Source organism: Streptomyces sp. AM8-1-1, from assembly GCF_032229325.1.
Classification (GTDB): Bacteria; Actinomycetota; Actinomycetes; order Streptomycetales; family Streptomycetaceae; genus Streptomyces; species Streptomyces achmelvichensis.
The window spans coordinates 802,984-826,509 of the sequence record NZ_CP135086.1 but is presented as its reverse complement, the minus strand read 5'-3'; the positions used below and the strand labels follow the sequence as shown (position 1 = coordinate 826,509).

Annotated in this window: 23 protein-coding genes; 8 read left to right on the top strand and 15 right to left on the bottom strand. The window is 71.1% G+C overall.

What is annotated here, in order from left to right; all coding sequences use genetic code 11:
* Positions 1–18: 18 nt before the first annotated feature.
* Positions 19–489 carry a hypothetical protein gene (locus RPQ07_RS03655; RefSeq protein ID WP_313942535.1) on the top strand — a complete coding sequence of 157 codons (471 nt, stop codon included), beginning with the start codon at positions 19–21 and terminating at the stop codon, positions 487–489.
* A gap of 72 nt (positions 490–561) precedes the next feature.
* On the opposite strand, the gene uvrA is transcribed toward RPQ07_RS03655, so the two are convergent.
* Entirely contained in the window at positions 562–3,066 is a 2,505-nt protein-coding gene (uvrA, locus tag RPQ07_RS03650) for an excinuclease ABC subunit UvrA (protein ID WP_313942534.1), read from the bottom strand.
* A 257-nt stretch (positions 3,067–3,323) separates the two neighbouring features.
* Here uvrA and RPQ07_RS03645 point away from each other — a divergent pair, with 257 nt between their 5' ends.
* The 4 genes from RPQ07_RS03645 to RPQ07_RS03630 all read left to right on the top strand — a co-directional run bounded on the left by RPQ07_RS03645 (position 3,324) and on the right by RPQ07_RS03630 (position 5,958).
* Positions 3,324–3,761 (top strand): DUF4440 domain-containing protein, encoded by a 438-nt coding sequence (locus RPQ07_RS03645; RefSeq protein ID WP_313942533.1) that lies wholly within the window; start codon positions 3,324–3,326, stop codon positions 3,759–3,761.
* A gap of 473 nt (positions 3,762–4,234) precedes the next feature.
* Entirely contained in the window at positions 4,235–4,426 is a 192-nt protein-coding gene (gene tgmA, locus RPQ07_RS03640) for a putative ATP-grasp-modified RiPP (RefSeq protein ID WP_313942532.1), read from the top strand.
* A gap of 13 nt (positions 4,427–4,439) precedes the next feature.
* Positions 4,440–5,366: an ATP-grasp ribosomal peptide maturase gene (tgmB, locus tag RPQ07_RS03635; protein ID WP_313942531.1), complete on the top strand. Its 927-nt coding sequence runs from the start codon at positions 4,440–4,442 to the stop codon at positions 5,364–5,366.
* A gap of 187 nt (positions 5,367–5,553) precedes the next feature.
* Positions 5,554–5,958: an ATP-binding protein gene (locus RPQ07_RS03630; protein ID WP_313942530.1), complete on the top strand. Its 405-nt coding sequence runs from the start codon at positions 5,554–5,556 to the stop codon at positions 5,956–5,958.
* Positions 5,959–5,988: 30 nt separating this feature from the next.
* Here the strand turns inward: RPQ07_RS03630 and RPQ07_RS03625 are convergent, their stop codons facing one another.
* Entirely contained in the window at positions 5,989–6,207 is a 219-nt protein-coding gene (locus tag RPQ07_RS03625) for a hypothetical protein (protein WP_313942529.1), read from the bottom strand.
* 41 nt (positions 6,208–6,248) lie between these two features.
* Between RPQ07_RS03625 and RPQ07_RS03620 the strand changes: the two genes are divergently transcribed.
* Positions 6,249–7,565 carry a phytase gene (locus RPQ07_RS03620; protein ID WP_413777697.1) on the top strand — a complete coding sequence of 439 codons (1,317 nt, stop codon included), beginning with the start codon at positions 6,249–6,251 and terminating at the stop codon, positions 7,563–7,565.
* Between the two features lie 167 nt (positions 7,566–7,732).
* Here the strand turns inward: RPQ07_RS03620 and RPQ07_RS03615 are convergent, their stop codons facing one another.
* From RPQ07_RS03615 to RPQ07_RS03590, 6 genes are all read right to left on the bottom strand, one after another.
* Positions 7,733–8,776 carry an NAD(P)/FAD-dependent oxidoreductase gene (locus RPQ07_RS03615; RefSeq protein WP_313942528.1) on the bottom strand — a complete coding sequence of 348 codons (1,044 nt, stop codon included), beginning with the start codon at positions 8,774–8,776 and terminating at the stop codon, positions 7,733–7,735.
* Positions 8,777–8,890: 114 nt separating this feature from the next.
* Positions 8,891–9,856: a YihY/virulence factor BrkB family protein gene (locus tag RPQ07_RS03610; protein WP_313942527.1), complete on the bottom strand. Its 966-nt coding sequence runs from the start codon at positions 9,854–9,856 to the stop codon at positions 8,891–8,893.
* Positions 9,857–10,128: 272 nt separating this feature from the next.
* Positions 10,129–10,296 (bottom strand): hypothetical protein, encoded by a 168-nt coding sequence (locus RPQ07_RS03605; RefSeq protein ID WP_313942526.1) that lies wholly within the window; start codon positions 10,294–10,296, stop codon positions 10,129–10,131.
* A gap of 31 nt (positions 10,297–10,327) precedes the next feature.
* Positions 10,328–10,684, bottom strand: a complete 357-nt coding sequence (locus RPQ07_RS03600) for a PRC-barrel domain-containing protein (RefSeq protein ID WP_313942525.1) — start codon at positions 10,682–10,684, stop codon at positions 10,328–10,330.
* A 297-nt stretch (positions 10,685–10,981) separates the two neighbouring features.
* Positions 10,982–12,355, bottom strand: coding sequence for a hypothetical protein (locus RPQ07_RS03595; protein WP_313942524.1), 1,374 nt, complete (start codon positions 12,353–12,355; stop codon positions 10,982–10,984).
* Positions 12,356–12,573: 218 nt separating this feature from the next.
* Positions 12,574–13,908, bottom strand: coding sequence for a YncE family protein (locus RPQ07_RS03590; RefSeq protein ID WP_313942523.1), 1,335 nt, complete (start codon positions 13,906–13,908; stop codon positions 12,574–12,576).
* 159 nt (positions 13,909–14,067) lie between these two features.
* Between RPQ07_RS03590 and RPQ07_RS03585 the strand changes: the two genes are divergently transcribed.
* Positions 14,068–14,730, top strand: a complete 663-nt coding sequence (locus tag RPQ07_RS03585; RefSeq protein ID WP_313942522.1) for a helix-turn-helix domain-containing protein — start codon at positions 14,068–14,070, stop codon at positions 14,728–14,730.
* 123 nt (positions 14,731–14,853) lie between these two features.
* On the opposite strand, the gene RPQ07_RS03580 is transcribed toward RPQ07_RS03585, so the two are convergent.
* From RPQ07_RS03580 to RPQ07_RS03560, 5 genes are all read right to left on the bottom strand, one after another.
* Positions 14,854–15,354 (bottom strand): SRPBCC family protein, encoded by a 501-nt coding sequence (locus tag RPQ07_RS03580; RefSeq protein ID WP_313942521.1) that lies wholly within the window; start codon positions 15,352–15,354, stop codon positions 14,854–14,856.
* Positions 15,351–15,734 (bottom strand): metalloregulator ArsR/SmtB family transcription factor, encoded by a 384-nt coding sequence (locus RPQ07_RS03575; protein WP_313942520.1) that lies wholly within the window; start codon positions 15,732–15,734, stop codon positions 15,351–15,353. Before RPQ07_RS03575 ends, RPQ07_RS03580 begins: the two co-directional genes overlap by 4 nt.
* 68 nt (positions 15,735–15,802) lie before the next feature.
* Positions 15,803–16,201 carry a YybH family protein gene (locus RPQ07_RS03570; protein ID WP_313942519.1) on the bottom strand — a complete coding sequence of 133 codons (399 nt, stop codon included), beginning with the start codon at positions 16,199–16,201 and terminating at the stop codon, positions 15,803–15,805.
* Between the two features lie 80 nt (positions 16,202–16,281).
* Positions 16,282–17,289: a zinc-binding dehydrogenase gene (locus RPQ07_RS03565; protein ID WP_313948768.1), complete on the bottom strand. Its 1,008-nt coding sequence runs from the start codon at positions 17,287–17,289 to the stop codon at positions 16,282–16,284.
* 114 nt (positions 17,290–17,403) lie between these two features.
* The gene (locus RPQ07_RS03560) at positions 17,404–20,112 is read right to left on the bottom strand and encodes a glycoside hydrolase family 97 catalytic domain-containing protein (protein ID WP_313942518.1); all 2,709 of its coding nucleotides are present in this window, start codon (positions 20,110–20,112) and stop codon (positions 17,404–17,406) included.
* Between the two features lie 329 nt (positions 20,113–20,441).
* Between RPQ07_RS03560 and RPQ07_RS03555 the strand changes: the two genes are divergently transcribed.
* Complete coding sequence (locus RPQ07_RS03555; RefSeq protein ID WP_313942517.1) at positions 20,442–20,915, top strand: hypothetical protein; 474 nt, start codon at positions 20,442–20,444, stop codon at positions 20,913–20,915.
* Between the two features lie 102 nt (positions 20,916–21,017).
* Here the strand turns inward: RPQ07_RS03555 and metX are convergent, their stop codons facing one another.
* Complete coding sequence (metX, locus tag RPQ07_RS03550; protein WP_313948767.1) at positions 21,018–22,169, bottom strand: homoserine O-acetyltransferase MetX; 1,152 nt, start codon at positions 22,167–22,169, stop codon at positions 21,018–21,020.
* The gene (locus tag RPQ07_RS03545) at positions 22,166–23,524 is read right to left on the bottom strand and encodes a bifunctional o-acetylhomoserine/o-acetylserine sulfhydrylase (protein ID WP_313942516.1); all 1,359 of its coding nucleotides are present in this window, start codon (positions 23,522–23,524) and stop codon (positions 22,166–22,168) included. The genes metX and RPQ07_RS03545 overlap by 4 nt, the downstream gene beginning before the upstream one ends.
* Between the last annotated feature and the right edge of the window lie 2 nt (positions 23,525–23,526).

The window sequence follows — 23,526 nt, the reverse complement described above, 5'->3', positions numbered from 1 at the left end:
GACCTCACGGAGGCTTGGATGCAGATCGCGTCGCTGCCGTACCTCGATGAGCACGCGACGGTCGTCGAGGCGGGGGCGGACGACGTCTGGCGCAGTCTCCTCGAAACCCTGGACCGGTCGTTCTCGCGTCCGGGTGCGGCCGGTTACGCCCGGCTCGTCCGCTGCGACGACCGTTCCGCGTCCGGGCCGCGCCCGCTCGCCGAAGGATCGGTACTTCCGGGGTTCCGGGTGGTCGCCGCGGTCCCCGGTCAGGAGCTCGCCCTCCAGGGGCGCCATCGCTTCTCCTCGTACGCCCTGATCTTCCGTCTCGACGAGGCGGCCCCCGGCAGGACGCGGTTGCGTGCCGAGAGCCGTGCGGTCTTTCCCGGCCCCGCCGGGGGCGTCTACCGGCTGCTCGTCATCGGGACGGGAGGGCATGGGGTCGGTGTGCGGCGCATGCTCTCGGGGATCGGACGCCGGTCCGAGGAGCGGAAATGGGCCCGTTCCTGACGATGCCGTCAACGGCCGCGCGCATGGGCCCGGTTGCCCGGGCGAGTCGTCCGGCTCGCGCAGGCACCGCACTCAACGTGCGAGCCGACGTGCCAGATACTCCGCCGTCCGGCTCCCCGGCGCCGACGCCACCTCCGACGGGCGGCCCGCGGCCACGACGCGGCCTCCCGCGTCCCCGCCGCCGGGTCCCAGGTCCAGCACCCAGTCCGCCCCGGCGACCACCCCCATCTCGTGCTCGACCACGAACACCGAGTGGCCCGCGTCCACGAGCCCGTGCAACTGGCGCATCAACAGCTCCACATCGGCCGGATGCAGCCCCGTCGTGGGCTCGTCCAGCAGATACACCGTGTGGCCACGGCGGTTGCGCTGGAGCTCCGACGCCAGCTTGATGCGCTGTGCCTCGCCGCCCGACAGTTCGGTGGCGGGCTGACCGAGCCGCAGATAGCCGAGGCCCACTTCCTTCAGCGTGCGCAGGCTCCGCGCCGCCGCGGGGACGTCCGCGAAGAACTCCGCGGCCGTGTCCACCGTCATACCGAGGACGTCGGCGACGCTCCGTCCCCGGTACCGGACCTGCAGCGTCTCCTCGTTGTATCGGGCGCCGTGGCAGGTCGGGCAGGGCGTGTACGTACCGGGCAGGAACAGCAGCTCCACGGCCACGAATCCCTCGCCCTGGCAGGTCTCGCACCGGCCTCCGGCGACGTTGAACGAGAACCGCCCGGCCCGGTAGCCCCGTTGCCGCGCATCGTCGGTGGCCGCGAAGACCTTCCGTACGGCGTCGAACAGCCCTGTGTACGTCGCCAGGTTGGAGCGTGGGGTGCGGCCGATCGGCTTCTGGTCCACCTGTACGAGGCGGTCCACGACGTCCATGCCCTTGGCCTCGACGCCCGCTCCCGCGCGGGCGTCATGGCTGAGCGCCCCGTCGCCCTCGCCCTCGTCGGTGTCCGTGCCGCTCCGGTCCGCCGGGTCCGCGCCCAGGTGCTCGGTGAGGACACCCGCGAGCACCTGGCCGATCAGCGTCGACTTTCCCGACCCCGACACGCCGGTGACCGCGGTGAAGACCCCGAGCGGCAGGTCCACGTCCAGGTCGCGCAGGTTGTGCCGGGTGATGCCGCGCAGATGCAGCCAGGCGGACGGCTCGCGCGAGGGCCGCCCCACCCCTGTGTCCGGCTCCCCGTCGAACAGGAACCGGCGGGTCACCGACTCGGTGACGGACGCCAGCTCCGCCACCGGTCCGCTGTGCAGGACCCGGCCGCCGAGTTCGCCGGCGTGCGGCCCGACGTCGACGATCCAGTCGGCCCTGCGGACCACGTCCATGTCGTGCTCGACGACGTAGACCGAGTTCCCCGCCTCCCGCAGCCGCATCAGCACGGTCAGCAGCGCTTCGGTGTCCGCGGGATGCAGGCCCGCCGACGGTTCGTCCAGGACGTACACCACGCCGAACAGTCCGGACCGCAACTGGGTCGCCAGGCGCAGCCGTTGCAGTTCGCCGGGGGACAGCGTCGGCGTCGTACGGTCCAGGCTCAGATAGCCCAGCCCCAGTTCGGTGATCACCTCGATCCGGGCGGCCAGGTCGGCGGAGAGCGTCGTGGCGATCTGCCGTTCGGGCCCTTCGGGGAGATCCGCCACCTCGCCCCGGGCGGCGGGTCGCAGCACCTCGGCGAGTGCGGTCAGCGGCATGGCGTTGAGCTGCGCGATGGTGCGTCCTGAGAAGGTGACGGCCAGGGACTCCGGGCGCAGCCGGCTGCCGCCGCAGGCCGGACAGGGCGAGCTCTCCAGGAACCGTTCGGCTCGGGCACGCAGCGCCTGGCTCTTGGAGTCGGCGAAGGTGTGCATCACATACCGCCGGGCGCTCTGGAACGTGCCCTGGTAGGGCGCCTGGATGCGGCCCGCCTCCCGCACCGGGTGCACGGTCACCACCGGCTGCTCGTCGGTGAACAGGATCCAGTCCCGGTCCTGCTGCGGGAGTTCCCGCCACGGGCGGTCGATGTCGTGGCCGAGGGTCCCGGTCACATCCCGCAGGTTCTTGCCGTGCCAGGCTCCCGGCCAGGCGGCGATCGCCCCCTCGCGGATGCTCAGTGACGGGTCGGGGACCATCAGCTCCTCGGTGGTGCGGTGCACTCGGCCCAAGCCGTGGCAGACCGGGCAGGCGCCGGCCGCGGTGTTGGGGGAGAAGGCGTCGGAGTCCACCGGTTCGGCACCCGGGGGATAGGTCCCCGCCCGGGAGAAGAGCATCCGGAGCGTGTTCGACAGGGTGGTCACGGTGCCCACGTAGGAGCGGGAGGTGGCCGAACCGCGCCGCTGTTCGAGGGCGACGGCGGGCGGCAGCCCGAGGATGTCGTCCACCGCGGGCGCCCCCACCTGGTGGATCAGCCGGCGGGCGTAGGGCGCGACGGACTCGAAGTAGCGCCGCTGCGCCTCTGCGTAGATCGTGCCGAAGGCGAGGGAGGACTTGCCCGACCCGGAGACTCCGGTGAAGACGGCGAGCACGTCCCGCGGGATGTCCACGTCGATGCGGCGCAGATTGTGCTCGCGGGCACCACGCACCCGTACGTACGGATCGTTGGCCGGGTTGCTCATGGTTCTCCGAAGGCATCGGGGACGGGCCGTTCGCACCGCTTTCGGCAGCCACGCGGCCTCCGGCCGCCCCGGCCGTGGCCGCGCCTCCTCGACCAGTGTGCCCTCGCGTCTCTCCCTTCGCAGGCGGGGGCGTACGGCCGGACCATGTGCCGGGTGGGCCGCAGCGGCTTCAGGAGGTCAGCAGCGGTCCTGCCGACCGTCGGGATCCGCCGAAATCCGGTTGCCCGGGCAGTGGGCACCCGGACGAAGATGCTTCCATGACCGACGAGGTGAACGAGCAGCACGCATGGGACCAGTGGGACGACGATGTGCGCGCAGCGGTCGCCGGTGAGCTACGGCTGATGGACCCGACGGTGCGTTCCGCACGGGACGTGGCCCGGCAGTTGCTCGACCCGGACTTCGTGGAGGTCGGCGCCTCGGGACGGCGGTGGAGCCGTGAGGACATTCTTGCCGCACTGCCGGAGATGGACGGCGCGGCGGAGGACGGTGCCCGGTACGAACCCTCGGACCTCAGAGGTGTGGTCCTGGCGCCCGGGCTGGTGCACCTCACCTACGAGACCACCATCAACGAGGAGCGGGCGCGCCGGAGTTCGCTGTGGCGCGCGGGACATGACGGGACATGGCGGATGTACTACCACCAGGCCACGATCGTTCCCGCCGCCGGCCGGCGGCGGGCGCATGAACGACATGCATGATCCTTCGCATGATCCGGCTCTCCTGAGGTACGCGCTCTGTGTCGGGTGTCGCCCTCTCTTGCCTCCACCCCTGTGCCGAACGGGGCCGTTCGTTGTCCACACCGCCACGAGATGTGGCGGAATTTTTTCGCGCGGGCGGTACCTCGGCCCTCGCTGTTACCTGTGTGAACAGTGATAAAGCTGTGACTGTTGAGGCGTTTGAGACGGCAGTGACGGAGGTCACGCACCCACTCGGTGCACGGAATGGCTCCTTCAGGCGTCTCTACTTATGTCAGGGGGACGTCAACGGCCCGTGTGCGAGGGCCTGTTCGTGAGCCGGTTGTGCGGCCGCTCCGATCCGATGTCCTGTCTGGCGAGCGGTATCCGGAATATGACGGTATGTGATGAAACCAATACATCCATCTCCACGTATTGCTCACCGTGAGGCCACGCAGTGGCCCCCAGACAGCCCTTTGCGGGCCAGGGAGAGAAGCATGAAACCGTTCGCGTGGACCTACGCACGGCCGGCTGCGCTGTCACCGGTGGTCGACCAGTACTCGTACGACGCTGCCCTGCAGCTGAACGTCCTGCCCGACGGGCGCCCCGCCATCATGGACAGGGCCCTGCTCGCGGCGGTCGGCACCACCACCTCGACAGCCGGCTCCGCGACCCACTTCGACGACTGACCCGACGCGCACGATGACGGTACTGATCCTGACCTGTGAGCAGGATGTGACCGCGGACATGGTGGTGGCGGAGCTGCACAAGAGCTGCGTCCCGCTCGTACGGTTCGACCCGGGTGACATTCCCGGCGAGGGAGCCCTGTCCGCCGAATACGTACGGGGCGAGTTCCGCGGCTACCTCTCCACGGGTGGGCGGGTCGTCAGCATGGACGGACTGCGTTCCATCTGGATCCGAAGACCCGGTGAACCGGCTGCTCACGCGTCCGAGCCGTCTCCCTGGCTGTCCGCCGAGACCGGCCAGGCGCTGTACGGGATGCTGGACTCCACCACCGCGCGCTGGATGAACCACCCCGGCGCCGCCGCGCGAGCGCGCCTCAAGCCATGGCAGCTGCGTACGGCACACCGCAGCGGCTTTCCGGTGCCGGCGACGATCATCACGACGTATCCGCAGGTGGCGCGCCGGTTCGCCGAGCAGTACCGGCACGTCGTGGTGAAAGCCGTGTCGGGCAAGCCGCCGGCCGATCCGCCGATGGCGCTGCCCACGACCCTCGTACCGCCGGACGCGGACTTCTCCGGGGTGGCCGCGGGCCCCACGCTCCTTCAGCGCTACATCACCAAGGCCGCCGACATCCGGCTGACCAGCGTCGGCGACGAGCTGTTCGCCGCCCGCAAGGTCGCCGAGCCGGGGCAGGTGGACGGCCGGTACGGGGAGACCGGACACGACTGGAAGCCCGTCGACGTGCCGCCACGCGTCGCACGGGCCGTTGCCATGTACAAGGACATGGCCGGCCTCGCCTACGGTGCCTTCGATTTCGCCGAGGACGGCGATGGGACGTGGTGGTTCCTGGAATGCAATCAGGGCGGCCAGTTCGGCTTCATCGAACTCCAGACCGAACAGCCGATCGCCGCGGCGGTCGCCGCCTGGCTGAGCGCCGAGGCATGACGTCCGCCCGGAGCCGGGCGCGCCCCTGCGCGGTACGGCCCGGCGCGCCCCGGCGGACGAACTGTGCCGTGTAGGCCCCCGAAGGTCGGGCAGATGAGGTGTACGCACAACAACGGGGGATGCGAAAGGGCAGGGTACGCCTGTGACCGCTGACGAGGTGACAGCCGGCAGGGAGCGTGGAGACGTCGTGCCGCGACCGGTTCCGATGACGGCCGGCGACGCACGGGACGAGGTCCAGAGACTGCTGGGTGACTGGTTCCGCCGCGCCCGGCAGGGCGTGGCCGACGAGGTCGTGCTCGCGGACGCGCTGCTGGTCACCACCGAGTTGGTGACCAACGCGATCCGGCACGGCGATGGCGTGTCCGCCTTCCAGGCCGACCTGACCGAGAGGGGCTTGCGTGTCACTGTCAGTGATCACAGTGAGGTTCCGCCCACGGTCATCACCCCGACGAACGCCGAGGGAACCGTACGGGTCGGTGGCTACGGCTGGCCCCTGATCCGCCGCCTTGCCCGCGACATCGCGGTCATCCCCCGCTCCGGCGGCAAGACCATCAGCGTCCTGGTGCCCCTGCCGCAAGCGCCTGGGGTCTGAGGGCCGTCCTGCCTCCGGGGCCATGGGCCGTCACTCGCCGTCGCGTGCGAGCGCTCGCGGCGACGAGCAACCGTCGTCGCCCACCAGCCCCTGCGGTGCCAGACGCGCGCCGGCTGCTTTGGCGGCTGCCCGTACGGGCCCCGACACCCGCGCCCGCAGCGCGAGTTCACGGTTCGAACACAACGCCGTCATCTCGATGACGGCCACACGTCGCCGCTTCGCCGGAGGCTCCTGACGGACCATCGGCATGTCCCCGACATTTCCTGTCCCCGGCATCTAAGGAAGCGCCCGTGAGACTGAACCGTTCTCCCCGCACGACGGCCGGCGCCGCCCTGGGCACCGTGCTGTTGGCGCTCCTCGTCCCGTCCTCCGCGCAGGCGGTCCCGGCGGCCCTGCCGACCGTCACCCCGTCCGCCGAGACCGCGCCTCTCCACGACGACGAGGCGGGCGGCAACGCCAACGCCGACGACCCGGCGATCTGGCGCAACGACGCCCACCCCGACCGCAGTATCGTGGTCGCCACCGCGAAGGAGGGCGGTCTGCGGGTCTACGACCTGAAGGCCGACCTGGTCCAGTCGATCGCCGCACCCGCCCCGCCCTCTAAGGGCGCCGCGCCCGGCCGGTTCAACAACGTCGACCTCGTCTCCGGGCTGCGCACGCCCACCGGCCGCGCCGACATCGCCGTGGTGACCGACCGAGGCCGCGACCGGCTGCGTGTCTACCGCATCGATCCCTCCCGCCCGGGCCGCCCGCTGGTCGACGTCACCGACCCGGCCGCCGCGCCCGTGTTCTCGGCGAGCGAGTCCGAGGTCGACGACCAGCGGACCGCCTACGGTCTGGCCACCTGGACCGACCGGCGCACCGGCCGTTCGTACGCCCTGGTCAGCCGGCGGAGCGAGACCGCCGTCGCGCTGCTGGAACTCCGCCCGACGGCCGCCGGCACCGTCGGCTACCGGAAGATCCGCACGATCGAGCTCCCGGCGTCCTACCGGCTGCCCAACGGCACGACGTGGACCCCCTGCGGCGAGCCCGGTGAACTGCCCCAGGTCGAGGGCATGGTCGTCGATCCCGCGGCCGGTGTCCTCTACGCGGGCCAGGAGGACATCGGCATCTGGCGGATGCGCGCCGATCTCTCCGGCAAGCCCGTACTCGTCGACAAGGTACGGGAGTTCGGCGTTCCCGGCGTCTACGACGAGGAGACCGAGGAGTGCACACCCGGCGCCGACCCGGGGTACGGCGGCAAGCACCTGTCGGCCGACGTGGAAGGGCTCACGCTGTTCCAGGAGCGTGACGGCGACGGCTATCTGCTGGCGTCCAGCCAGGGCGACAACACCTTCGCGCTCTACGACCGGGAGATCTCCGAGCGCAACGCGTACGAGGGCGGCTTCCGCATCGGCCCCGCCTCCGCCACGCTCGACGGCAGCGAGGTGTGCGACGGCGCGGCCGTGATGAACGAACCTCTCGGCCGGCGGTACCCCCGCGGTCTTCTCGTCGTCCAGGACGGCCAGGAGACACCCGCCGCACCGGACGGTGAGGGCGGCGAACGGGAGACGACCGGCTTCAAGTTCGTCGATCTCGGCGCGGTGGTGGACGCCACCGACATGTGATGGCAGCGAGGCCCTCCGGCCCGCATCGGGCGTCAACGCCCGGTGCGGGCCAGGCATCAGGCAGGCGCGAACGGGCACCGCGACGTCTTCGAACCCCGGCAGAAGAGGCAGAAGAGGCAGAAGAGGGAGCGTGTCCGTGCGGACGGTGTGAGACGGCAGCGTGCCGTTCAGAAGCCGTGACGACGGTCGCCGAGAACCCGTTCGGCGACCTCCCGCTCCATCCCCGGGGAGAAGATCGTGCGCCGGGCCGCGACGGCCCGGCGGGTCTCGTCCGCGGTCAGATCGGCGTTGACGGCCGCGCCCGCCCGCACGCCCGCGGCGGCGGCGCCGACGACCTGATCGGTCAGGTTGACGACGTTGCCGGCCACCCACACCCCGGGGACGTCCGTCGCCCCGGTCGGGTCAGCGGCGATGCAGCTGCCGATGACGACACCGTTCACCTCCTGCTCGGTCGGTAGCAGCCCGAGCCCGCCCAGCAGATCGGCGCGCGCGGTGAACCGCGGGGCCACGACGAGGGCTTGGCGCGCGATGACATGACCGTCGGCGAGCCGTACCCCGCTGAGCCGTCCGTCCGCCGTCTCCACGGCCGTCACCTCCCCGTCGACCACGGCGATGTCCCGGGCGGCGAGCTGCTCGTACTGCTCGGAATCCGGTTCGGGCGCCGTGTGCAGAAAGAGCGTCACGTCCTTGCTCCACTGCCGCCACATCAGGGCCTGGTGCACGGCGAGCGGACCCGTCGCGAGAATGCCGATCGCCTGATCGCTCACCTCCCAGCCGTGGCAGTACGGGCAGTGGAGGACCTCGCGGCCCCAACGGTCCGCCAGACCGGGGATGTCGGGGAGTTCGTCGACGAGGCCCGTCGTGATCAGGAGCCGCTTCGCCAGTGCCGCCGTGCCGTCGGCGAGGGTGACGCGGAAGTCACCGCTCGCCAGGCGCTCGGCGGCCACGACCTGGCCTTCGGCGATCTCACCGCCGTACCCGGCGACCTCGTCGCGCCCCATGGCCAGCAGCTGAAGGGGCGGCACGCCGTCGCGGGTGAGAAAGCCGTGGGCGTGCGCCGCGGGCGCGTTACGGGGCCTCCGCCCGTCGATCACCAGTACCGAACGCCGGGCCCTGGCGAGAGTCAGTGCCCCACTGAGTCCGGCGGCGCCCCCACCGATGACGACGACGTCGTAGCGGTGGCCGTTCGCTGTCCCGGGTGATGTCCGCATCGTTCGCTCCTTCGTGTCCCCGTACCTCCGTACCAGGCCGATGATGGAGCCGTACCGACAGAACGACAAACACCCTTGCTGTATTGGCAAACTCTGGAAGGGCTGACCCCCCGATCAGTCGCCGGGACCCGGGTCCGGTCGCACCGCGTCTTCGATGCCCGCCCTCGCGGCCTCCAGCTGCGCCGCGAACGCTATGCCCAGGAACAGCGCCACGCCGGTCACATTGGCCCACAGCAACAGCGCGACGAACGCCGTCAGGGGGCCGTACACCGCACCGAAGGACCCGCTCTCGCCGATGTAGAGGGCGAGGAGCCAGGTGGCCGCGACCCACAGGATCAGATGAATGCCCGACCCGAACGCGAGCCAGGTGTAGCCCGGCTGGTCGCGGCGCGGCGACCAGCGGAAGATGACGGCCGACGCCACGCCGGCGAGCAGGACACCGACCGGGATGTGCAAGGGCCGCCACCAGTCCAGCAGGGACGGCGACCAGCCCATGGCCTCCACCACGGCCGCGCCGACGTCCTGGCCGGCGACGATCGCAAGGAAACCGCCGCCGAGCGGCAGCCCCGCGAAGAGGGCGAGGACGACGCCCCTGCCGTACTTGCGCAGGAAAGGGCGGTCGCGCTCGATCCCGTAGATGCGGTTGCAGCCCCGTTCGATCTGGCCCATCGCCGAGGCCAGATTGACCACGGCGAAGCCGAGGCCGAGCCACATGGCGACAGCGCCGGCCCGGTCCGCGTCGGCGCTGCGCCGGGTGTCGGTGAGTGCCTGCTGGATGAGGTCGGAACTCGCACCGGGCACGATTCTGCCGAGCGTCAGATCGACGATCCGGCCCACGCTCTCCGTGTGCAGCGTGGTGGCCACGCCCACGAGGGCGATGACGAAGGGCACGATGCCCAGCACGACCTGGTAGCCGAGCGAGCGGGACGAACTGAAGCCGTCCGCGTAACGGAAGCGGGCGAACGCGTCGAGGAACAGCTTGCGCCCGCCGTAGTGGCGCAGCGCGGCGAAGGCCTCGTCCCCGGAGAGCTCCTCGCCCACCATGTCCCGCGTCTGCGGCACATGCACCGCTGTTCCCATGGTCCGCCTCCACCCCCGCCCCTGAAGGCGAAGCTCCTGGTCCGCTGCACATCGTCCCTCGTCATCGGCTTCCCCGAAGACCGCGGAATCCTCGCACGGACGCGATGTTGCCTCGCGGGCACCCAGGGATCAGCGGTTGCGGTACGCAGAGCGGACGTCCTGCAGCGATCGCGGAGTTGAATGGTGGGGCAGGCGGGCCCAGGAGGCGCCGGCCGGCGAACCGGGCGGGGCGGCGCCGTGGGCCGCGCGGCGCCCGGCGCCGGACGACGGCGTCAGCGGGCGGGGCGGCGGCCCGTACGGCGCCAGCGCAGTGCCGCGTAGACCAGGTCGGCCAGCAGGACGAGGGCGCCGACGACCAGCAGATAGGCGAGCCCCTCGGCCGCGACGCCGATGATGCCCAGCACGAGGGCCACGATGACCACGAACAGGACCAGAGCCATGGCGCTTCTTTCTGAGAGAAGACGGAGCGGGTCAGCGGCGCGCGAGCTGACGTTCGCCGCCCGCGCCCGGCTGGTAGGGCAGTTCGTAGTGCTCGAAGATCCCCTGCTCGTTCTCGGCGGGAAGCACGTCGTCGGTTCCGATCGACGGCGCGTCCTTCACCAGGGACTTGGGATACGCGACCCGCACATAGTCGGGCCCGACCACTGCGCCCGCCAACGGCACGAACACGAGCCGGTGCCGCGTCGGCAGCCCGATGAGAACCGTCGCCACCGCCGGCTCGTCGGTCCTCGTGTCGACGTAGACGGCCTCCAGCGATCCGATCTTGCGCCCCTCGGGGTCGATCACGCCGTGGGTGCGCCATTCCCGGATGTCTGCACTCTTGATCACGTCGGTTCTCCTCGTCTCACCCCCGTGCCAGGGGGATCGTTCAGTGGCACCGCACCGGTGATCCTTGCGCACGGGGAAGCCGTACGACGCGAACGCCACCCCGGCGGCCGGTGACGGCCGAGGCGGCTGCGACGCCGATCGGGCTCCTGCTCTCTCGTGTGACCGCTCGACGCGGATCCACGCCACCGGGGGAGGACGAAGACACCAGGAAGGCACATGGATTCCGCGGGGGAGCGGGCCGCAACGCCGGATCGCCGCCGCCCGTAACAGGGCGGCGGCGATCCGGCGTTGTGTCTGTCAGCTGTCGCCGGCGGCGGGCCCTGCCGCCTTCTGACGGCGGAACAGGGCGGCAGCGGCCAGCACCGCGGCGAGTGCCACGCAGCCCACCGCCGTCACATCCGCCCAGGCGAAGGTCTCACCGAGTGTGTTGCCGAGGACGTCGATGGCGCCGAAGCCCGAGGTCGAGTAGACGGTGAGGACCCCGATGGCCGTGGCGGCGGCCGCCGCCCAGGTCCCCACCGACTCCTGCACCGCGAGCCAGATGCCGAACACGAGGCACAGGACGGCGATGGCCGGCGACACCACGTCCGCGTACCCACCGTCGCGCAGGGCTCCGAGATCCATCGGGACGTGAATCACGCCGCATGCCAACAGGGCCAGCGCAGCGGCCCAGCGCGGGAGCGCACGCACGACCGACGAGCCGCCGCGGGCAGGGGTGGCCGCTTCGGCGGGGGGCGTGGTGGGAGCCGTCGACGGGATGGAGAGGGGCGGGACGAGGACCGGCAGGGTGCCGGCGGACGCCATGAACGTCGGCGCGGTCGTGCGCACCATGACGGGCCGGGCCGCGACCTGCGTGGCCGGGCGGTCGGCCACCTGCGTGGCGGCCGCGGCGCAGACGTGCACGGCGGGCCAGCCCTCACCCGTGGCGAAGTGGGTGGTGTCGTGGACGCCGGGGAGTTCGTCGAAGGCGGGGGGAAAAGCGGGGGGAAGAACGGCTGCCGACGGCTCGTCCGTGCTGGACGGCTCGTGGGGGTCAGCGGCGAACTCGGTGTCGAACTCGGTACTGAGGGGCGCTTGCGGCTCCGTGCCGAACTCGCTACGGGGGGACGTTTGCGGTTCCGTGCCGAACAGTGTGCTCTGCGCCTCCGCGTCCAACGATGCCTCGGCCTCCGTGCCGGACTCCGGGTGGGGCTCCACGTCGGTCTCCGGGTGGGGCTCCGTGCCGGACTCCGCACCGGGCACGGTCATCGACCCTGTGCCGCTCCGCGTGCCGTGGTCCATACCGAGGATCGCCACCAGTTCGGCGACGTCCTCGATCGACCTGCCCATGGCTGCCGCGCGAAGCGTCGTACCGGCCTCGCCGGTGTCGTGGGGCGTCTCGTTGAGCAGAGTGACCAGCTGGCGGACCTCTTCCAGAGGACGGGCCACCGCGGCGGCGCGCAGTGCTTCGTCGCCGGGACGCGACAGTTCACCGGTCCGGTTCAGCAGAGCGACGAGTGCTGCGACCTCGTCCAGGGGACGGTGCGTCGCCGCGGTCCACAGGAGGGTGCGTATCGGCTCGTCGCTGCTGCTCGCGGTCGCATCCGGTCGTCCCGCGGGGAAGGGACCCGTCCGACCCGCAGAACCGTCGTCGGAACGGTCCTCCGGGGAGGGGGTGGGTTCAAAGGACATGGCGGGCTCCCTGTGCCAGATTCCACGGTGACGGCACCGTGATGGCCTCTGTGCGCCATGCGGCGCACGCTTCGCTTCATCCAAACGCGAGGTCAGGGCGTTCCGCCATCCGGGACCGGCATTCGGGGGGTGGACGGCGGCCGCGGCGTCGCGCGGCATGAACGAGGGCCGGACCGGTCGGCCGGCCCGGCCCTCGCGCGGTACCTGCTGACCGGTTGTCAGCGCATCTCCGGCCCGGTCCAGCCGGCCGTCACATGCGCTATCCGTACCCGCTGCGGGTGGTCGCCGACGTCCACGGACGCCACCTTCCGGCCCGTGGCGAAGTCGATCGCCGTCACGCGGTCGGCGCCGGCCTCGGAGATGACACAGGAGGCTCCGTCACCGCTGACGGTCGCCCAGTACGGCTTGGAGGCGGTCACCAGAGGTCCCTCCTGAAGCGAGGCCCTGTCGACGACCATGGCGTAGTCGTCCATGGTCCCGGCGACGCAGAGCTTGTCGCCGGCGGGGCTCATCGACATGCCGTGGTGGCGGGAGTCGTTGACCCAGGTCGTGCGGTCCTCGCTGGTCGCCGGGTTCTTCGGCAGGGTCTTGAGGCGGGTGATCCTGTCGGAGGCGATGTCGTACTCCAGGAAGCCGTTGAAGAAGGAGACCTGGAAGTACAGCTTCGACTCGTCCGGTGTGAAGGCGACCGGTCGTACCGAGTCCGAGAGGTCCTTGCGGCCGAAGGCGTCGAGACGGGCCCGCATGTCGATCACCTTGACCTCCTTGAAGGTCTCGGTGTCGACGACCGTGATGCGTCGGTCGCCCTTCGTCCAGTCCATCAGCGGGTCGTCCAGCGCGGTGTTGACCTCGCCGATCGACATGTTCCACAAGTACCTGCCGCCGCCGGTGAAGACGTTCTCGTGGGGCTTGTCGCCGGTCTTGAACGAGCCGAGCTGCCTGCCCGTCCGGATGTCGAGCACGTGGACGGTGTTCGACGTCGATGCCGACACGGCGACGCGGGTTCCGTCGGGCGAGACCGCCATGTGGTCGGAGCGGAAACCGGAGACGGGGAAGCGCCAGTTGATGCGTCCGGTGGCGAGGTCGATCGACACGACGTCCGCGAAGCTCGGGCGCGAGACCACCATCGCCGTGCCGTCGGGAGTGGCGTACATGTCGTCGACGAACTGGTCGTGACCCTCACCGGGGCCGCTGCGGATACCGAGGAAGAAGACGAGCTTCAGCGGGTTGAGGTAGATCTCCGTCAGGCGCTGGTCCTTGTCCGGGATGACATTGATCCTGCCGATCCTGGCGAAGTCGCCGCGGGCCTTGATGACATCGGCGGTGCCGTCCCAGTTGTTGCCGACGAACATCACCTGCTGGAGGCCAGGGGGCGGGTCGGGAGTGACGGTGGGGGCCATGGGCGAGGCCGGGCCGGCAAGTGCGGTGGCCGAGCCGGTGACCGTGAGGGCGACCACGGTGGCGAGGGTGCCGAGCGTGCGCAGTAACGGGCGTCGGCGGGAAGCGGCCGACGGGGCCTCGCGCCAGGGATGCCGGCGTGCGGGCAGGGACATCTGCGGTCCTTTCCGTGGGGGCGGGTCGGGCCTTGCGATGCTGGGAGAATCTGAATACGCGTGACTTCAGATTGAGCTACTGGAAAGTAACGACAAGCGGCCCACGCCACAAGAGTCGTGACAGGAGAAGATGGCCGGGACGTCAGCGGGGGAGGCACAGTGGCCGGCAGGCTGAGACAACCGACCGGCCGCTACGGGGGCATGTCGGCGGAGGAGCGCCGGACCGACCGGCGGCGGCGGTTCCTGGCCGCGGGACTTCAGCTCTTCGGGGACAGCCCCGGCTACCGGGCCACGACCGTCTCCGCCCTGAGCGAGGCGGCGGGCCTGTCCACGCGTCAGTTCTACGAGGAGTTCCGCACGCTGGAGGACGTGCTGGCCGCCGTTCACCTCCAGGTCAACGACTGGGCGGAGGCGGCGGCCGTCGCGGCGCTCGCGGACGCGGAGGGCCGGCCCATGGCGGAGCGGGCCTCGGCCGCCTTCCGCGCGTATGCGGCCGATGTCACCGGCGACCCCCGGCGTATCCGCATCTCGTTCGTCGAGATCATCGGCGTCAGCCCGCGGTTGGAGGAGCAACGGCTGAACCGGCGTTCTCGCTGGGTCGACCTCCTCTGCGCCGAGGCGACCGCGGCGGCCGCCCGCGGCGAAGCGGCGGCGCGCGACTACCGCATCGCCGCCGCGGCGTTCATCGGCAGCGTGAACGGACTGCTCCACGACTGGAGTGCCGGGCGCGTCGATGCGACGCTCGATCAGGTCGTGGACGAGCTGGTGCGGATCCTGCTGGGAATGATGGGGCCGGCGGCGGCCGAACCCGCCGGCCGCTGACCCGGGCCGACCGCCTGACCACCCCGGTCCCGCAGCGCGGCGCGGGCCCGTCGCCGTTGCCCGTGCCTCAGTCCCTGTGTCAGGTTCCCCGCGCCGCAGTCGCCCGTCGCCGTTGCCCGTGCCTCAGTCGCCCTTGGCCAGATCCTCGAAGTACGCCTTCTGCGCCGGGTAGTAGTCGTCGAAGGCCGGCGCCGCCGTGCCGTCGCGCGAGGCGACCAGATTGTCGAGGTAGTACTCCCAGCCGGGCCCCATCTCGCCGATGCCCTGGTCGGACCTGAGGTGGTGGATCAGCTGGAGTTCCGTGGTCCCGTCCGACTCGGACAGCCGCAGCTCCATGTGCCAGGCGCCCGCCTCGTCCGTCGTGGTGAGGGCAAGGCGCCGCGGGGGCTCGCACGCGTCGATGTGCGCGTCGAACCACGGCGCCCCTTCCTCGAACGACATCCGGACCTTGATCGTTCGCCCGGGTGCGGCGTCGCCCTCCCAGGGCCCGAACCAGCGGGCGGTGCGTTCGGGCTCGGTGACGCTCGCCCAGACGTCGTCGATGGGCGCCCGCATCGTGCGGGTGACCACCAGATCGCTGCCGTCGGCGGTGCGCAGGAGCCGGCCGGTGGGTGTGGGGTTCATGCGGTGTCCTCTGTGCGTTCGACGGATCCTGGGACGGGCTGTCCGGTGCGCTCACGCCGGGTGCGCTCACGGGTGGTGCGGCGGACCTCGGTCTCCAGCGCGTCGAGCCGGTGCTCCCAGCCCTCCGGGGCCCGGAGAGCCGTGATCCACTCGGCGACCTCGACGAGCGGTGCGGTGTCGAGGCGGTAGAACCGCTGTCTGCCGACCAGTTCGTCATGGACCAGGCCGCTCTCGCGCAGGACGCGCAGATGACGGCTGACGGCCGGACGGCTGATGGTGAACCGCCGGGCGATGTCGCCGGCGGTGAGCGCGGTGCCGCGCAGCATGACGAGGATCTCCCGGCGCACCGGGTCGGCGATCGCCTCTGCCACCTCGTCCATGGGAAAAGCGTAACCCATCGGTTACGGGTTTTCCAGGCGGCCGGCGACCGTGGGGGAGAACGGCGGCATCAGACCTTGGCCGGGAACGAATGGTGCTCGTGCGTGACGACCCAGCGGCCGGCCTCCTTGCGCAGCCCGATGGTCAGACGCAGCCGGCCCCCGGGGTCCTTCCGCAACTCCTCCTCGGTGCCGCAGCGCAGCAGCGCGTGCGCGAAGGCGACGTCGTCGCCGGCCGTGATGTCGAGCGAGAGGAGATCGAAGCAGGCGCCCAGCTGCTGCCAGACGAAGAACGGCGGCCAGGTCTCCCGGTAGCGGTCGATGCCCCGGACGCCGTCGTCCGGCGGCGGTACGTCGAACATGACGATGTCGTCGGCGTGGTCGGCGAGGACACCCTCGATGTCGCCCTCGTGCGCGGCCTTCGCCCAGCGTTCGATCAGTGTCCGGATCTGTGTCTCGTCGTCAGTCATGACCTCGTTCCTTTCGGTCGTGTCCCTGGACGGAACGCTCGCACCCGTACACAGGGGCAGACCGTCACGACGCGCGCGATTCATCGCCCCAGGCCGCGTCGAACCGCGGTCACCTCACGACGCCGTCCGGACGACGAGCTTGCCCACCTCCGGCCTTGTTCCAGGTCGTCGTGCGCGGTTCTGATCTCGTCCAGGGTGTAGACGTGGACGGGACCGGGGGTGACGTCGCCGTCGGCGATGCGGTCGAGATGGCCTTGCAGCACCTCGGCAGGCAGGTCGGCGGCCTCGCCTCCGTAGCCGGTCAGCCGGACGCCGTTCGGCAGGTAGCCGATGGGATAGAAGTCGGGCACGGTCCACTGGTTCGACAGCATGCCCGCGAAGCAGACGGTGCCATGGACGCGGGTGGCGGAGAGAGTGTCGGGCAGCGTGGGTGCGCCGACCAGCTCCAGGGCGGCATGGACGCCCTCGGGAAGGATCTTCCGTACCCGGTCGGCGATGCTGCCGTCGTCGACCAGCGGATGATCGGCACCATGGGCGGCGAGGTCGTCGAGGCGACTCGCGCTGCGGGTCGTCGCCAGCACGGTCGCCCCGAGCTGCTTCGCCAGACCGGTGGCGGCCGGCCCGAGCGCCGAGGTGCCGCCCCGGATCAGCAGCGTCTGCCCGGGCCGGAGGTCCAGGCCGGTGGTCAGTGATCCGTACGCGGTCTGGAGGGTCTCCGGGACCGCGCCGAGGATCTCCCACGGAAGGTCGGAGCGGAACGGGATCACCTGCGACCGGGGCACCACGGTGTACTCGGCGTATCCGCCGTCGTACGTGCGGCCCATGCCGCCCATCATGGTGGCCACCTGCGTGCCCCGCGGCAGTCGACCGTCCGGGTCCGCGTCCACCGTCCCCGTCGCCTCGATGCCGAGCACGCGAGGGAAGGTCACCCCTTCGGCGAGGCCGAGGCGTGTGTGCAGTTCCGACCGGTTCAGCCCGAACGCCTCGACCTTGATCCGCACGTGGCCGGGACCCGGCTCGGGGACCGGGAGGCGGCGCAGATGCAGGTGGTCCACCGGCCCCGGCGCGTCGAGCACCACGGCGTTCATCACGCGTCCACGACGTCCTCCTGTGATCCATCGGCCCGCCCATGGTGGACCGGTGGCACACGGCCGCGCCACCGGCACGGCCGTGTGCCACCGAGGGCAGGCGGGAGTCGCGCCTCAGGAGGCGTCTGCCGACCGCAGTTGCGCGTCCCCCCAGTCCGCGTGGTCGAAGTTGATGCCGTCACCGCCGTCCCTCGCGCGGAGCGTCAGCCGTCGTACACCCGTGACGTCGACATCGATCGGGTGCGCGGTGTCGGCGCGGCTCAGTACGCCCGTTGTCGCCAGCACCCGCCCGTCGCCGATGACCTGGAAGACCACCGTGCCCTCGCCGCTGACCTCGTCGTCGATGCCGACCTGCGCGGTGAACCGGTCGTACGCCCCGCCGATGTCGACCTCGACCTCGCCCTCGGCATGCATGCCGAGGCCCTTGTCGTACGTCGCCCCGCGGATGGTCAAGGAGCCTCCGTCGCCCGCGCTGTTCTCTCCGTTGGACCGGTCGCGCTCGATGGGTCCCCAGCCGTTGCGCTCGGCGGCGAACGGCAGGTCGCTCACGAAGTCGACCCCGGGCGGGGACACGAAGACGCGCACCGTCCTCAGCGAACGCAGCGGAGGAGTACGGGGCGATGCCCCGGGAGCCCGGTACTCCGCGGTCACCACCACGTCGTGGTTGCCGTATGCGGTGTCCTTCGGCACCCGCACCGTCCAGTTCGCATCCAGCGTGCTGCCCGTGGGCAGCTGTTCGGCCTCGGCGCCCGCGCCCCCGACCGTCCAGCCGCTGGGCGCGCTCGCCGTGAGCCGGACGTCCGCCGCGGGGCCGAACTCCTCCACGAGGAACCGGCCGTCGACCGCCACGCTCCCTCCCGGGTCCGCCTCCGCCTTCTGCGGCGTCGCTGTCAGGGACGTCAGCGGCACACGGCGGACCGGCTCGTCGCAGGTGGTGCGCCCGGGCCTGTCCCGGCAGGCGAGCGCGGCGAATCCGCCGTTGCGCAGGGTCGGGACCGACAGGGTGTCGTGTCGGTCGACGATCCGGGACTCGCGGATCAGCCCGTCCGCTCCGTCGCGTACCACCTCGACCCGCCAGCGGCCGGAACCGAGGAAGCCGAGCGGTACGCGTTCGGTGGCGGGCCCGCCGGCGGTGACGCTGCCGAGGAACCAGCGGTCGCCGCTGCGCCGGGCGAAGGCGGCACCCTCGCCCGGGTGCCCGGACAGGAGCCTGGACTCGTCCCAGACGGTGGGCACTTGCTCCAGGAAGCGCTCCACCTGGGGCCGGTCGCGGTAGGCCTGGACCGAGCCGGCGTAGTTCTGGAACCCGGATTCGTAGACGACGGACAGGGCCAGTTCGGCGGCTTCGGAGGTGTTGCGTGTACCGAACTGGAACCCCATGGGCGTGTAGTCCATGGAACCCACGGCATTGCGCGTGAACGGCAGGGTGGTGACATCCGCGACGGAGACATTGCCCTGCTCGGCGCCGTAGACCGCCTCCATCGTCATCACCTGCGGCCAGGTGCGCTGGATACCGTGCGGCAGCGTCGAGCCATGGAAGTTGACCAGCAGCTTGTGCTCTGCGGTGGCCCGCAGGATGTCGTCGTACCAGCGGAAACGTGCCTGGGAATCCGAGTCCATGAAGTCGATCTTCAGTCCCGACGCGCCCCACTTCTTGATCCGGGGCAGCACCTCCGCCCGCTCGGCGGCGGTGTCCAGATCACTCCAGTGCATCCACAACAGAACCTTCACGCCTCGCTGTTGCGCGTAGGTGATCAGCTGGGGCATCCAGTCGGTGGTCTTCCAGCCGTCGTCGACGAGCGTGTACTCCCAGCCGTGCGCCGCGCTGTAGTCGACGAACCGCTGCTGCGTCTCCAGGCTCCGCTGCGCGGCGCCGAATCCGGCGAGCCAGGACCACGCGACCCTGCCCGGCCGGATCCACGACGTGTCCCGGATGCGTGACGCCGGGGCGAGGTCGTCGACGAGCGTGGACCCGGTGACCGTGGCCAGGTCACCGATGACGGCGGTGCGCCAGGGGGTGGCCAGCGGGCCAGGCGAGCTGATGCGCTCGTCCGCGAGGCGGACCGTGTACCGGGCGCTGCCCGTCTCATGGGTCAGACGGCTGCCCGCGTACCGGCCGTCTACGTCCGACTCGGTCAGCAGCACGAAGCTGTCGCCGGACCGGAAGAGGGAGGGGTAGCCGTAGTCGCCCGCGGCCGCGCCGCCGGCGGTCGTCTCGGTGCGCGGGCGCTCGTAGTTGACGGTGTAGGGCATGAGCCAGGCCGGCGACGCGGCGGGAAGCTGGAAGGCGGACGCTTCCCGGAGGACGGTCGCACCGTCCTTGTCGGGCAGCACATAACGGTACGCGACCCCGTCGTCGGACACCCGCACATCGAGGTCGAGCCGGGCGCCGCCGTCACCGGTGAAGGAGAAGCGCGTCTGTGTCATGCGTGCGGTTCGCCGGCGCTCCTTGCCGGTCGTCGTGGTGTAGTGCTCGGTCACATCGCGAGTGTCCCGGCCGCGCAGCCGCAGGCCCGTGGTCAGGTCGGCGGCGTCGGTGACGATGCCGAGGGGTGCGGGTTCCAGTACGGTCGCGCCACCGCGGCGGACGGCGAACGACAGCGTGCCGTCCGTACCGTCGAGCCGGACATCCGCCGAGAGACGACCTGGAGCCCCTGTCTGCCGTGTGACCGTCCAGGATCCGCCCTTCCGCTCCTCGGCGGAGGCGGGAGCCGTGAGCGTGCCGACGCTGAGCACGGTGCTCAGCACGACGGCAAGCCACGTCAGAAGTCCGAACTTCGAGCTGGGTGACCCTGTGAGCACCGAAAGCCTCCACCTCGCCATGTGGCAACGTTGTCAGTCTCGCTCCGCGCGCCGATGCGCGCCTGATGGTTCCTCAACTACCAACAGGCTCAAACGAAATCGGACGGCGCACCAACAGTGACTACAGCGTTCTCCTGAGGCTGTAAACCCCTCGCGTCACGGCCGGGAGCGCGCCCGTCCGGGCCCGGGGGCAGCGGACGACCGCCCGGCCCGGGGGGATACCCCCCGGGTCGTAGGGGGCAACCCTGATCGAAGTGGGGGGTGAACCCCATCGCTGGGCCGACGCGCTCCCCCTAGGTTCTGGACTGGAATGGAACACGAGCCCAGCAACCCGTATCGGAGGCCCTCCCGTGACCGCGCAGTCGAACCAGTCGAAGCCGTCAGGGCATGTGGCCGCGGCCTTCGTCCGGTTCGTCCTCTGCGGTGGCGGCGTGGGGCTCGCCTCCAGCGGTGTGCTGGTCCTGACCCACGACCTGCTGCCGGTGGCAGTGGCCAACGCGGTGATCACCGTCGTCTCGACCCTGATCGCCACGGAACTGCACGGCAGGGTCACCTTCCGCAGTGAGCGCAGGGGTTGGGGAGTCCACCTCCAGTCCGGACTGACGGTGGCCGTCAGCTATGCGTTCACGACGGGGGCGCTGCTCGCCCTGTACGCCGTGCAGTCGACCCCGTCGGTTCTCACCGAACAGGCCGTGTATCTGACGGCCTCGGCTCTGGCGGGCATCGCACGGTTCGCGGTACTGCGTGTCTTGGTGTTCGGCGGGGAGCGAAAGGTGCGCCGGGAGCGGGTGCTCGCGAGGACGGGTGTGGCGATGGCGGCGTGAGGGTGAGTGTGTTCGGCGGCGGGCAGGGGAGGGCCTGCGCGGCGGGCATGGCCGGACCCGCCGACCCGGCCGTCGCAGCTCCACGGCACGTGGAGAGCGGGCCTACCCGTCGAGCAACTCCCGTACCAGCGCCCCGACCTGTCCCGTCTCGATCAGGAACCCGTCATGTCCGTACGGCGATTCGATCGTCCGCAAACGGTCCGCATGCGGAATGCCGGCCGCCAGCTCCGCCTGCTGGTGCGGTGGGTACAGCCGGTCCGAATCGACACCGGCGACCAGCGTCCGGGCCCGCACCCGCGACAGCGCCGCGGCCGTGCCCCCACGTCCCCGGCCGATGTCGTGGCTGTTCATCGATTCGGTGAGCGTCACATAGCTCCCGGCGTCGAAACGGCGGACCAGCTTGGCCGCGTGATGGTCGAGGTAGGACTCCACCTGGTACCGGCCACCCCGCCAGGGCTGTTCGTCGCCCTGGGCGGCTCGGCCGAAGCGTGCGTCGAGTTCGGGCTCGCTGCGGTAGGTGACATGGGCCAGCCGGCGAGCGAGGCCGAGGCCGGAGTGCGGGCCATGGCCGTCTCCCGCGTCGTGGTAGTCGCCGTTGCGCCAGTGCGGATCCGAACGGATGGCGCGGAGCTGGATGTCGGCCCAGGCGATCTGTTCGGCGCTCGCGGAGGGCGGGCAGGCGAGCAGCAGCAGGGACTCCGTGCGATCCGGACGGGACACCGCCCACTCCAGCGCGCGCATGCCGCCCATCGACCCGCCGATCACCGCCGCCCAGCGGTCGATCCCCAGCAGGTCTGCCAGGCATGCCTCGGCCGAGACCTGGTCCCGCTGGGTGAGGAAGGGGAAGCTGCCGCCCCAGCGCCTGCCGTCCGCGCGGCGTGAGGAGGGGCCCGTACTGCCCTGGCAGCCGCCGAGCACATTCGGGGCGACGACGAACCAGCGGTCGGTGTCCACCGCGCTGCCGGGGCCGATCAGGCCGTCCCACCAGCCGGGTGTCGGGTGGCCGGGCTCCACGGGACCGCTGACGTGACTGTCGCCGGTCAGCGCGTGCAGGACGAGCACGGCGTTGGAGGCATCCGGGGCGAGCCGGCCCCAGGTCTCGTACGCCAGGCGTACGCCGGGCAGCGCACCGCCGGCCTCCAGGGGCAACGGCTTCTCCAGCACCGCCCATCGGCGCCGGCCCGGCGCGTCCCCCTCCTGCCAGGCCCCCGTGGCCGGCAGGAGAGGGACGGTCGCCGCGGCCTCCGCGGTCAGGAGGCCTCCTTGGCCGCTCGGAACCCCGCTTCGAGATCGGCCTTCAGGTCGGCGATGTTCTCGATACCGACCGAGAGCCGCACGAGGCCCGGGGACGCTCCCGTGGCCGCGAGCTGGTCGGCGTCGAGCTGGCTGTGGGTCGTGGACGCGGGATGGATGATCAGGCTGCGAACGTCCCCGATGTTCGCGAGATGGCTGAACAGCTCGACCGCGTCGACGAACTTCCTCCCCGCCGCCACGCCGTCGCGCAGTTCGAAGGAGAGGACGGCACCCGAGCCCCGGGGCAGATAGCGCTGCGCGGCCTCGTACCAACGGCTCGACGGCAGGCCCGGGTAGTGGACCGCCGCCACCTCGTCACGCTGCTCCAGCCACTCCGCCAGCGCCTCTGCGTTGGCCGAGTGCCGTTCGATGCGGAGACTGAGCGTCTCCACGCCCTGGAGGAGCAGGAAGGACGAGTGCGGCGAGATGGCGGGGCCGAGGTCGCGGAGCAGTTGGACCCGGAGCTTGACCGCGAAGGCGCTCGGGCCGAGAGCGGGCCAGTAGCGCAGACCGTGGTAGCTGGGGTCGGGCTCGTTGAAGTCCGGGAAGCGTTCGGCGTGGGCACCGAAGTCGAAGGTGCCGCCGTCCACCACGACACCGCCGATGGTGGTGCCGTGGCCGCCGAGGAACTTCGTCGCCGAGTGCACCACGACATCGGCGCCGTGCTCGATCGGCCGCAGCAGGAAGGGGGTCGGCACGGTGTTGTCCACGATGAGCGGTACCCCGGCCTCGTGCGCGGTGTCCGCGACGGCCCGGACGTCGAGCACGTTGCCGCGCGGATTGCCGAGCGTCTCCGCGAACAGCGCCTTGGTGTTGGGCCGGACCGCGGCGCGCCATGCCTCCACGTCGTCCGGGTCGTCGACGAAGGAGACCTCGATCCCGAACTTCGGCAGCGTGTGCCGGAAGAGGTTGTACGTGCCCCCGTAGAGAGAGGCGCTGGAGACGATGTGGTCGCCGGCGCTCGCCAGCGTCAGGATCGCGAGGGTCTCGGCCGCCTGCCCGGATGCGAGTGCCACCGCGGCGACTCCGCCCTCCAGCGCGGCCACACGCTGCTCGAAGGCGTCCTGGGTGGGGTTGTGGATGCGGGTGTAGATGTTGCCCGGTTCGGCCAACGAGAACAGGTCGGCGGCGTGCTGGGTGTCGCGGAAGACGAAGGAGCTCGTCTGGTAGATCGGCACCGCGCGGGCGCCGGTGACGGGATCGGGCGCCGTCCCCGCGTGGATCTGCCGGGTCTCGAACGACCAGCGGGATGCGGGATCGGGGGCTGTGCCGTCAGGGGTGTGTCCGGCGGTGACGGAGTCGATCGGCTGGCTCATGG

Excerpts from the sequence above, each read along its gene's own strand:
- RPQ07_RS03590 (WP_313942523.1), bottom strand. The coding sequence starts at position 13,908 with ATGTCCCTGCCCGCACGCCGGCATCCCTGGCGCGAGGCCCCGTCGGCC.
- uvrA (WP_313942534.1), bottom strand. The coding sequence starts at position 3,066 with ATGAGCAACCCGGCCAACGATCCGTACGTACGGGTGCGTGGTGCCCGC.
- RPQ07_RS03565 (WP_313948768.1), bottom strand. The coding sequence starts at position 17,289 with ATGAACGCCGTGGTGCTCGACGCGCCGGGGCCGGTGGACCACCTGCAT.
- RPQ07_RS03645 (WP_313942533.1), top strand. The coding sequence starts at position 3,324 with ATGACCGACGAGGTGAACGAGCAGCACGCATGGGACCAGTGGGACGAC.
- RPQ07_RS03545 (WP_313942516.1), bottom strand. The coding sequence starts at position 23,524 with ATGAGCCAGCCGATCGACTCCGTCACCGCCGGACACACCCCTGACGGC.
- RPQ07_RS03655 (WP_313942535.1), top strand. The coding sequence starts at position 19 with ATGCAGATCGCGTCGCTGCCGTACCTCGATGAGCACGCGACGGTCGTC.
- RPQ07_RS03575 (WP_313942520.1), bottom strand. The coding sequence starts at position 15,734 with ATGGACGAGGTGGCAGAGGCGATCGCCGACCCGGTGCGCCGGGAGATC.
- tgmB (WP_313942531.1), top strand. The coding sequence starts at position 4,440 with ATGACGGTACTGATCCTGACCTGTGAGCAGGATGTGACCGCGGACATG.
- RPQ07_RS03605 (WP_313942526.1), bottom strand. The coding sequence starts at position 10,296 with ATGGCTCTGGTCCTGTTCGTGGTCATCGTGGCCCTCGTGCTGGGCATC.
- tgmA (WP_313942532.1), top strand. The coding sequence starts at position 4,235 with ATGAAACCGTTCGCGTGGACCTACGCACGGCCGGCTGCGCTGTCACCG.
- RPQ07_RS03610 (WP_313942527.1), bottom strand. The coding sequence starts at position 9,856 with ATGGGAACAGCGGTGCATGTGCCGCAGACGCGGGACATGGTGGGCGAG.
- RPQ07_RS03595 (WP_313942524.1), bottom strand. The coding sequence starts at position 12,355 with ATGTCCTTTGAACCCACCCCCTCCCCGGAGGACCGTTCCGACGACGGT.
- RPQ07_RS03570 (WP_313942519.1), bottom strand. The coding sequence starts at position 16,201 with ATGACTGACGACGAGACACAGATCCGGACACTGATCGAACGCTGGGCG.
- RPQ07_RS03580 (WP_313942521.1), bottom strand. The coding sequence starts at position 15,354 with ATGAACCCCACACCCACCGGCCGGCTCCTGCGCACCGCCGACGGCAGC.
- RPQ07_RS03625 (WP_313942529.1), bottom strand. The coding sequence starts at position 6,207 with ATGCCGATGGTCCGTCAGGAGCCTCCGGCGAAGCGGCGACGTGTGGCC.
- RPQ07_RS03615 (WP_313942528.1), bottom strand. The coding sequence starts at position 8,776 with ATGCGGACATCACCCGGGACAGCGAACGGCCACCGCTACGACGTCGTC.
- RPQ07_RS03560 (WP_313942518.1), bottom strand. The coding sequence starts at position 20,112 with ATGGCGAGGTGGAGGCTTTCGGTGCTCACAGGGTCACCCAGCTCGAAG.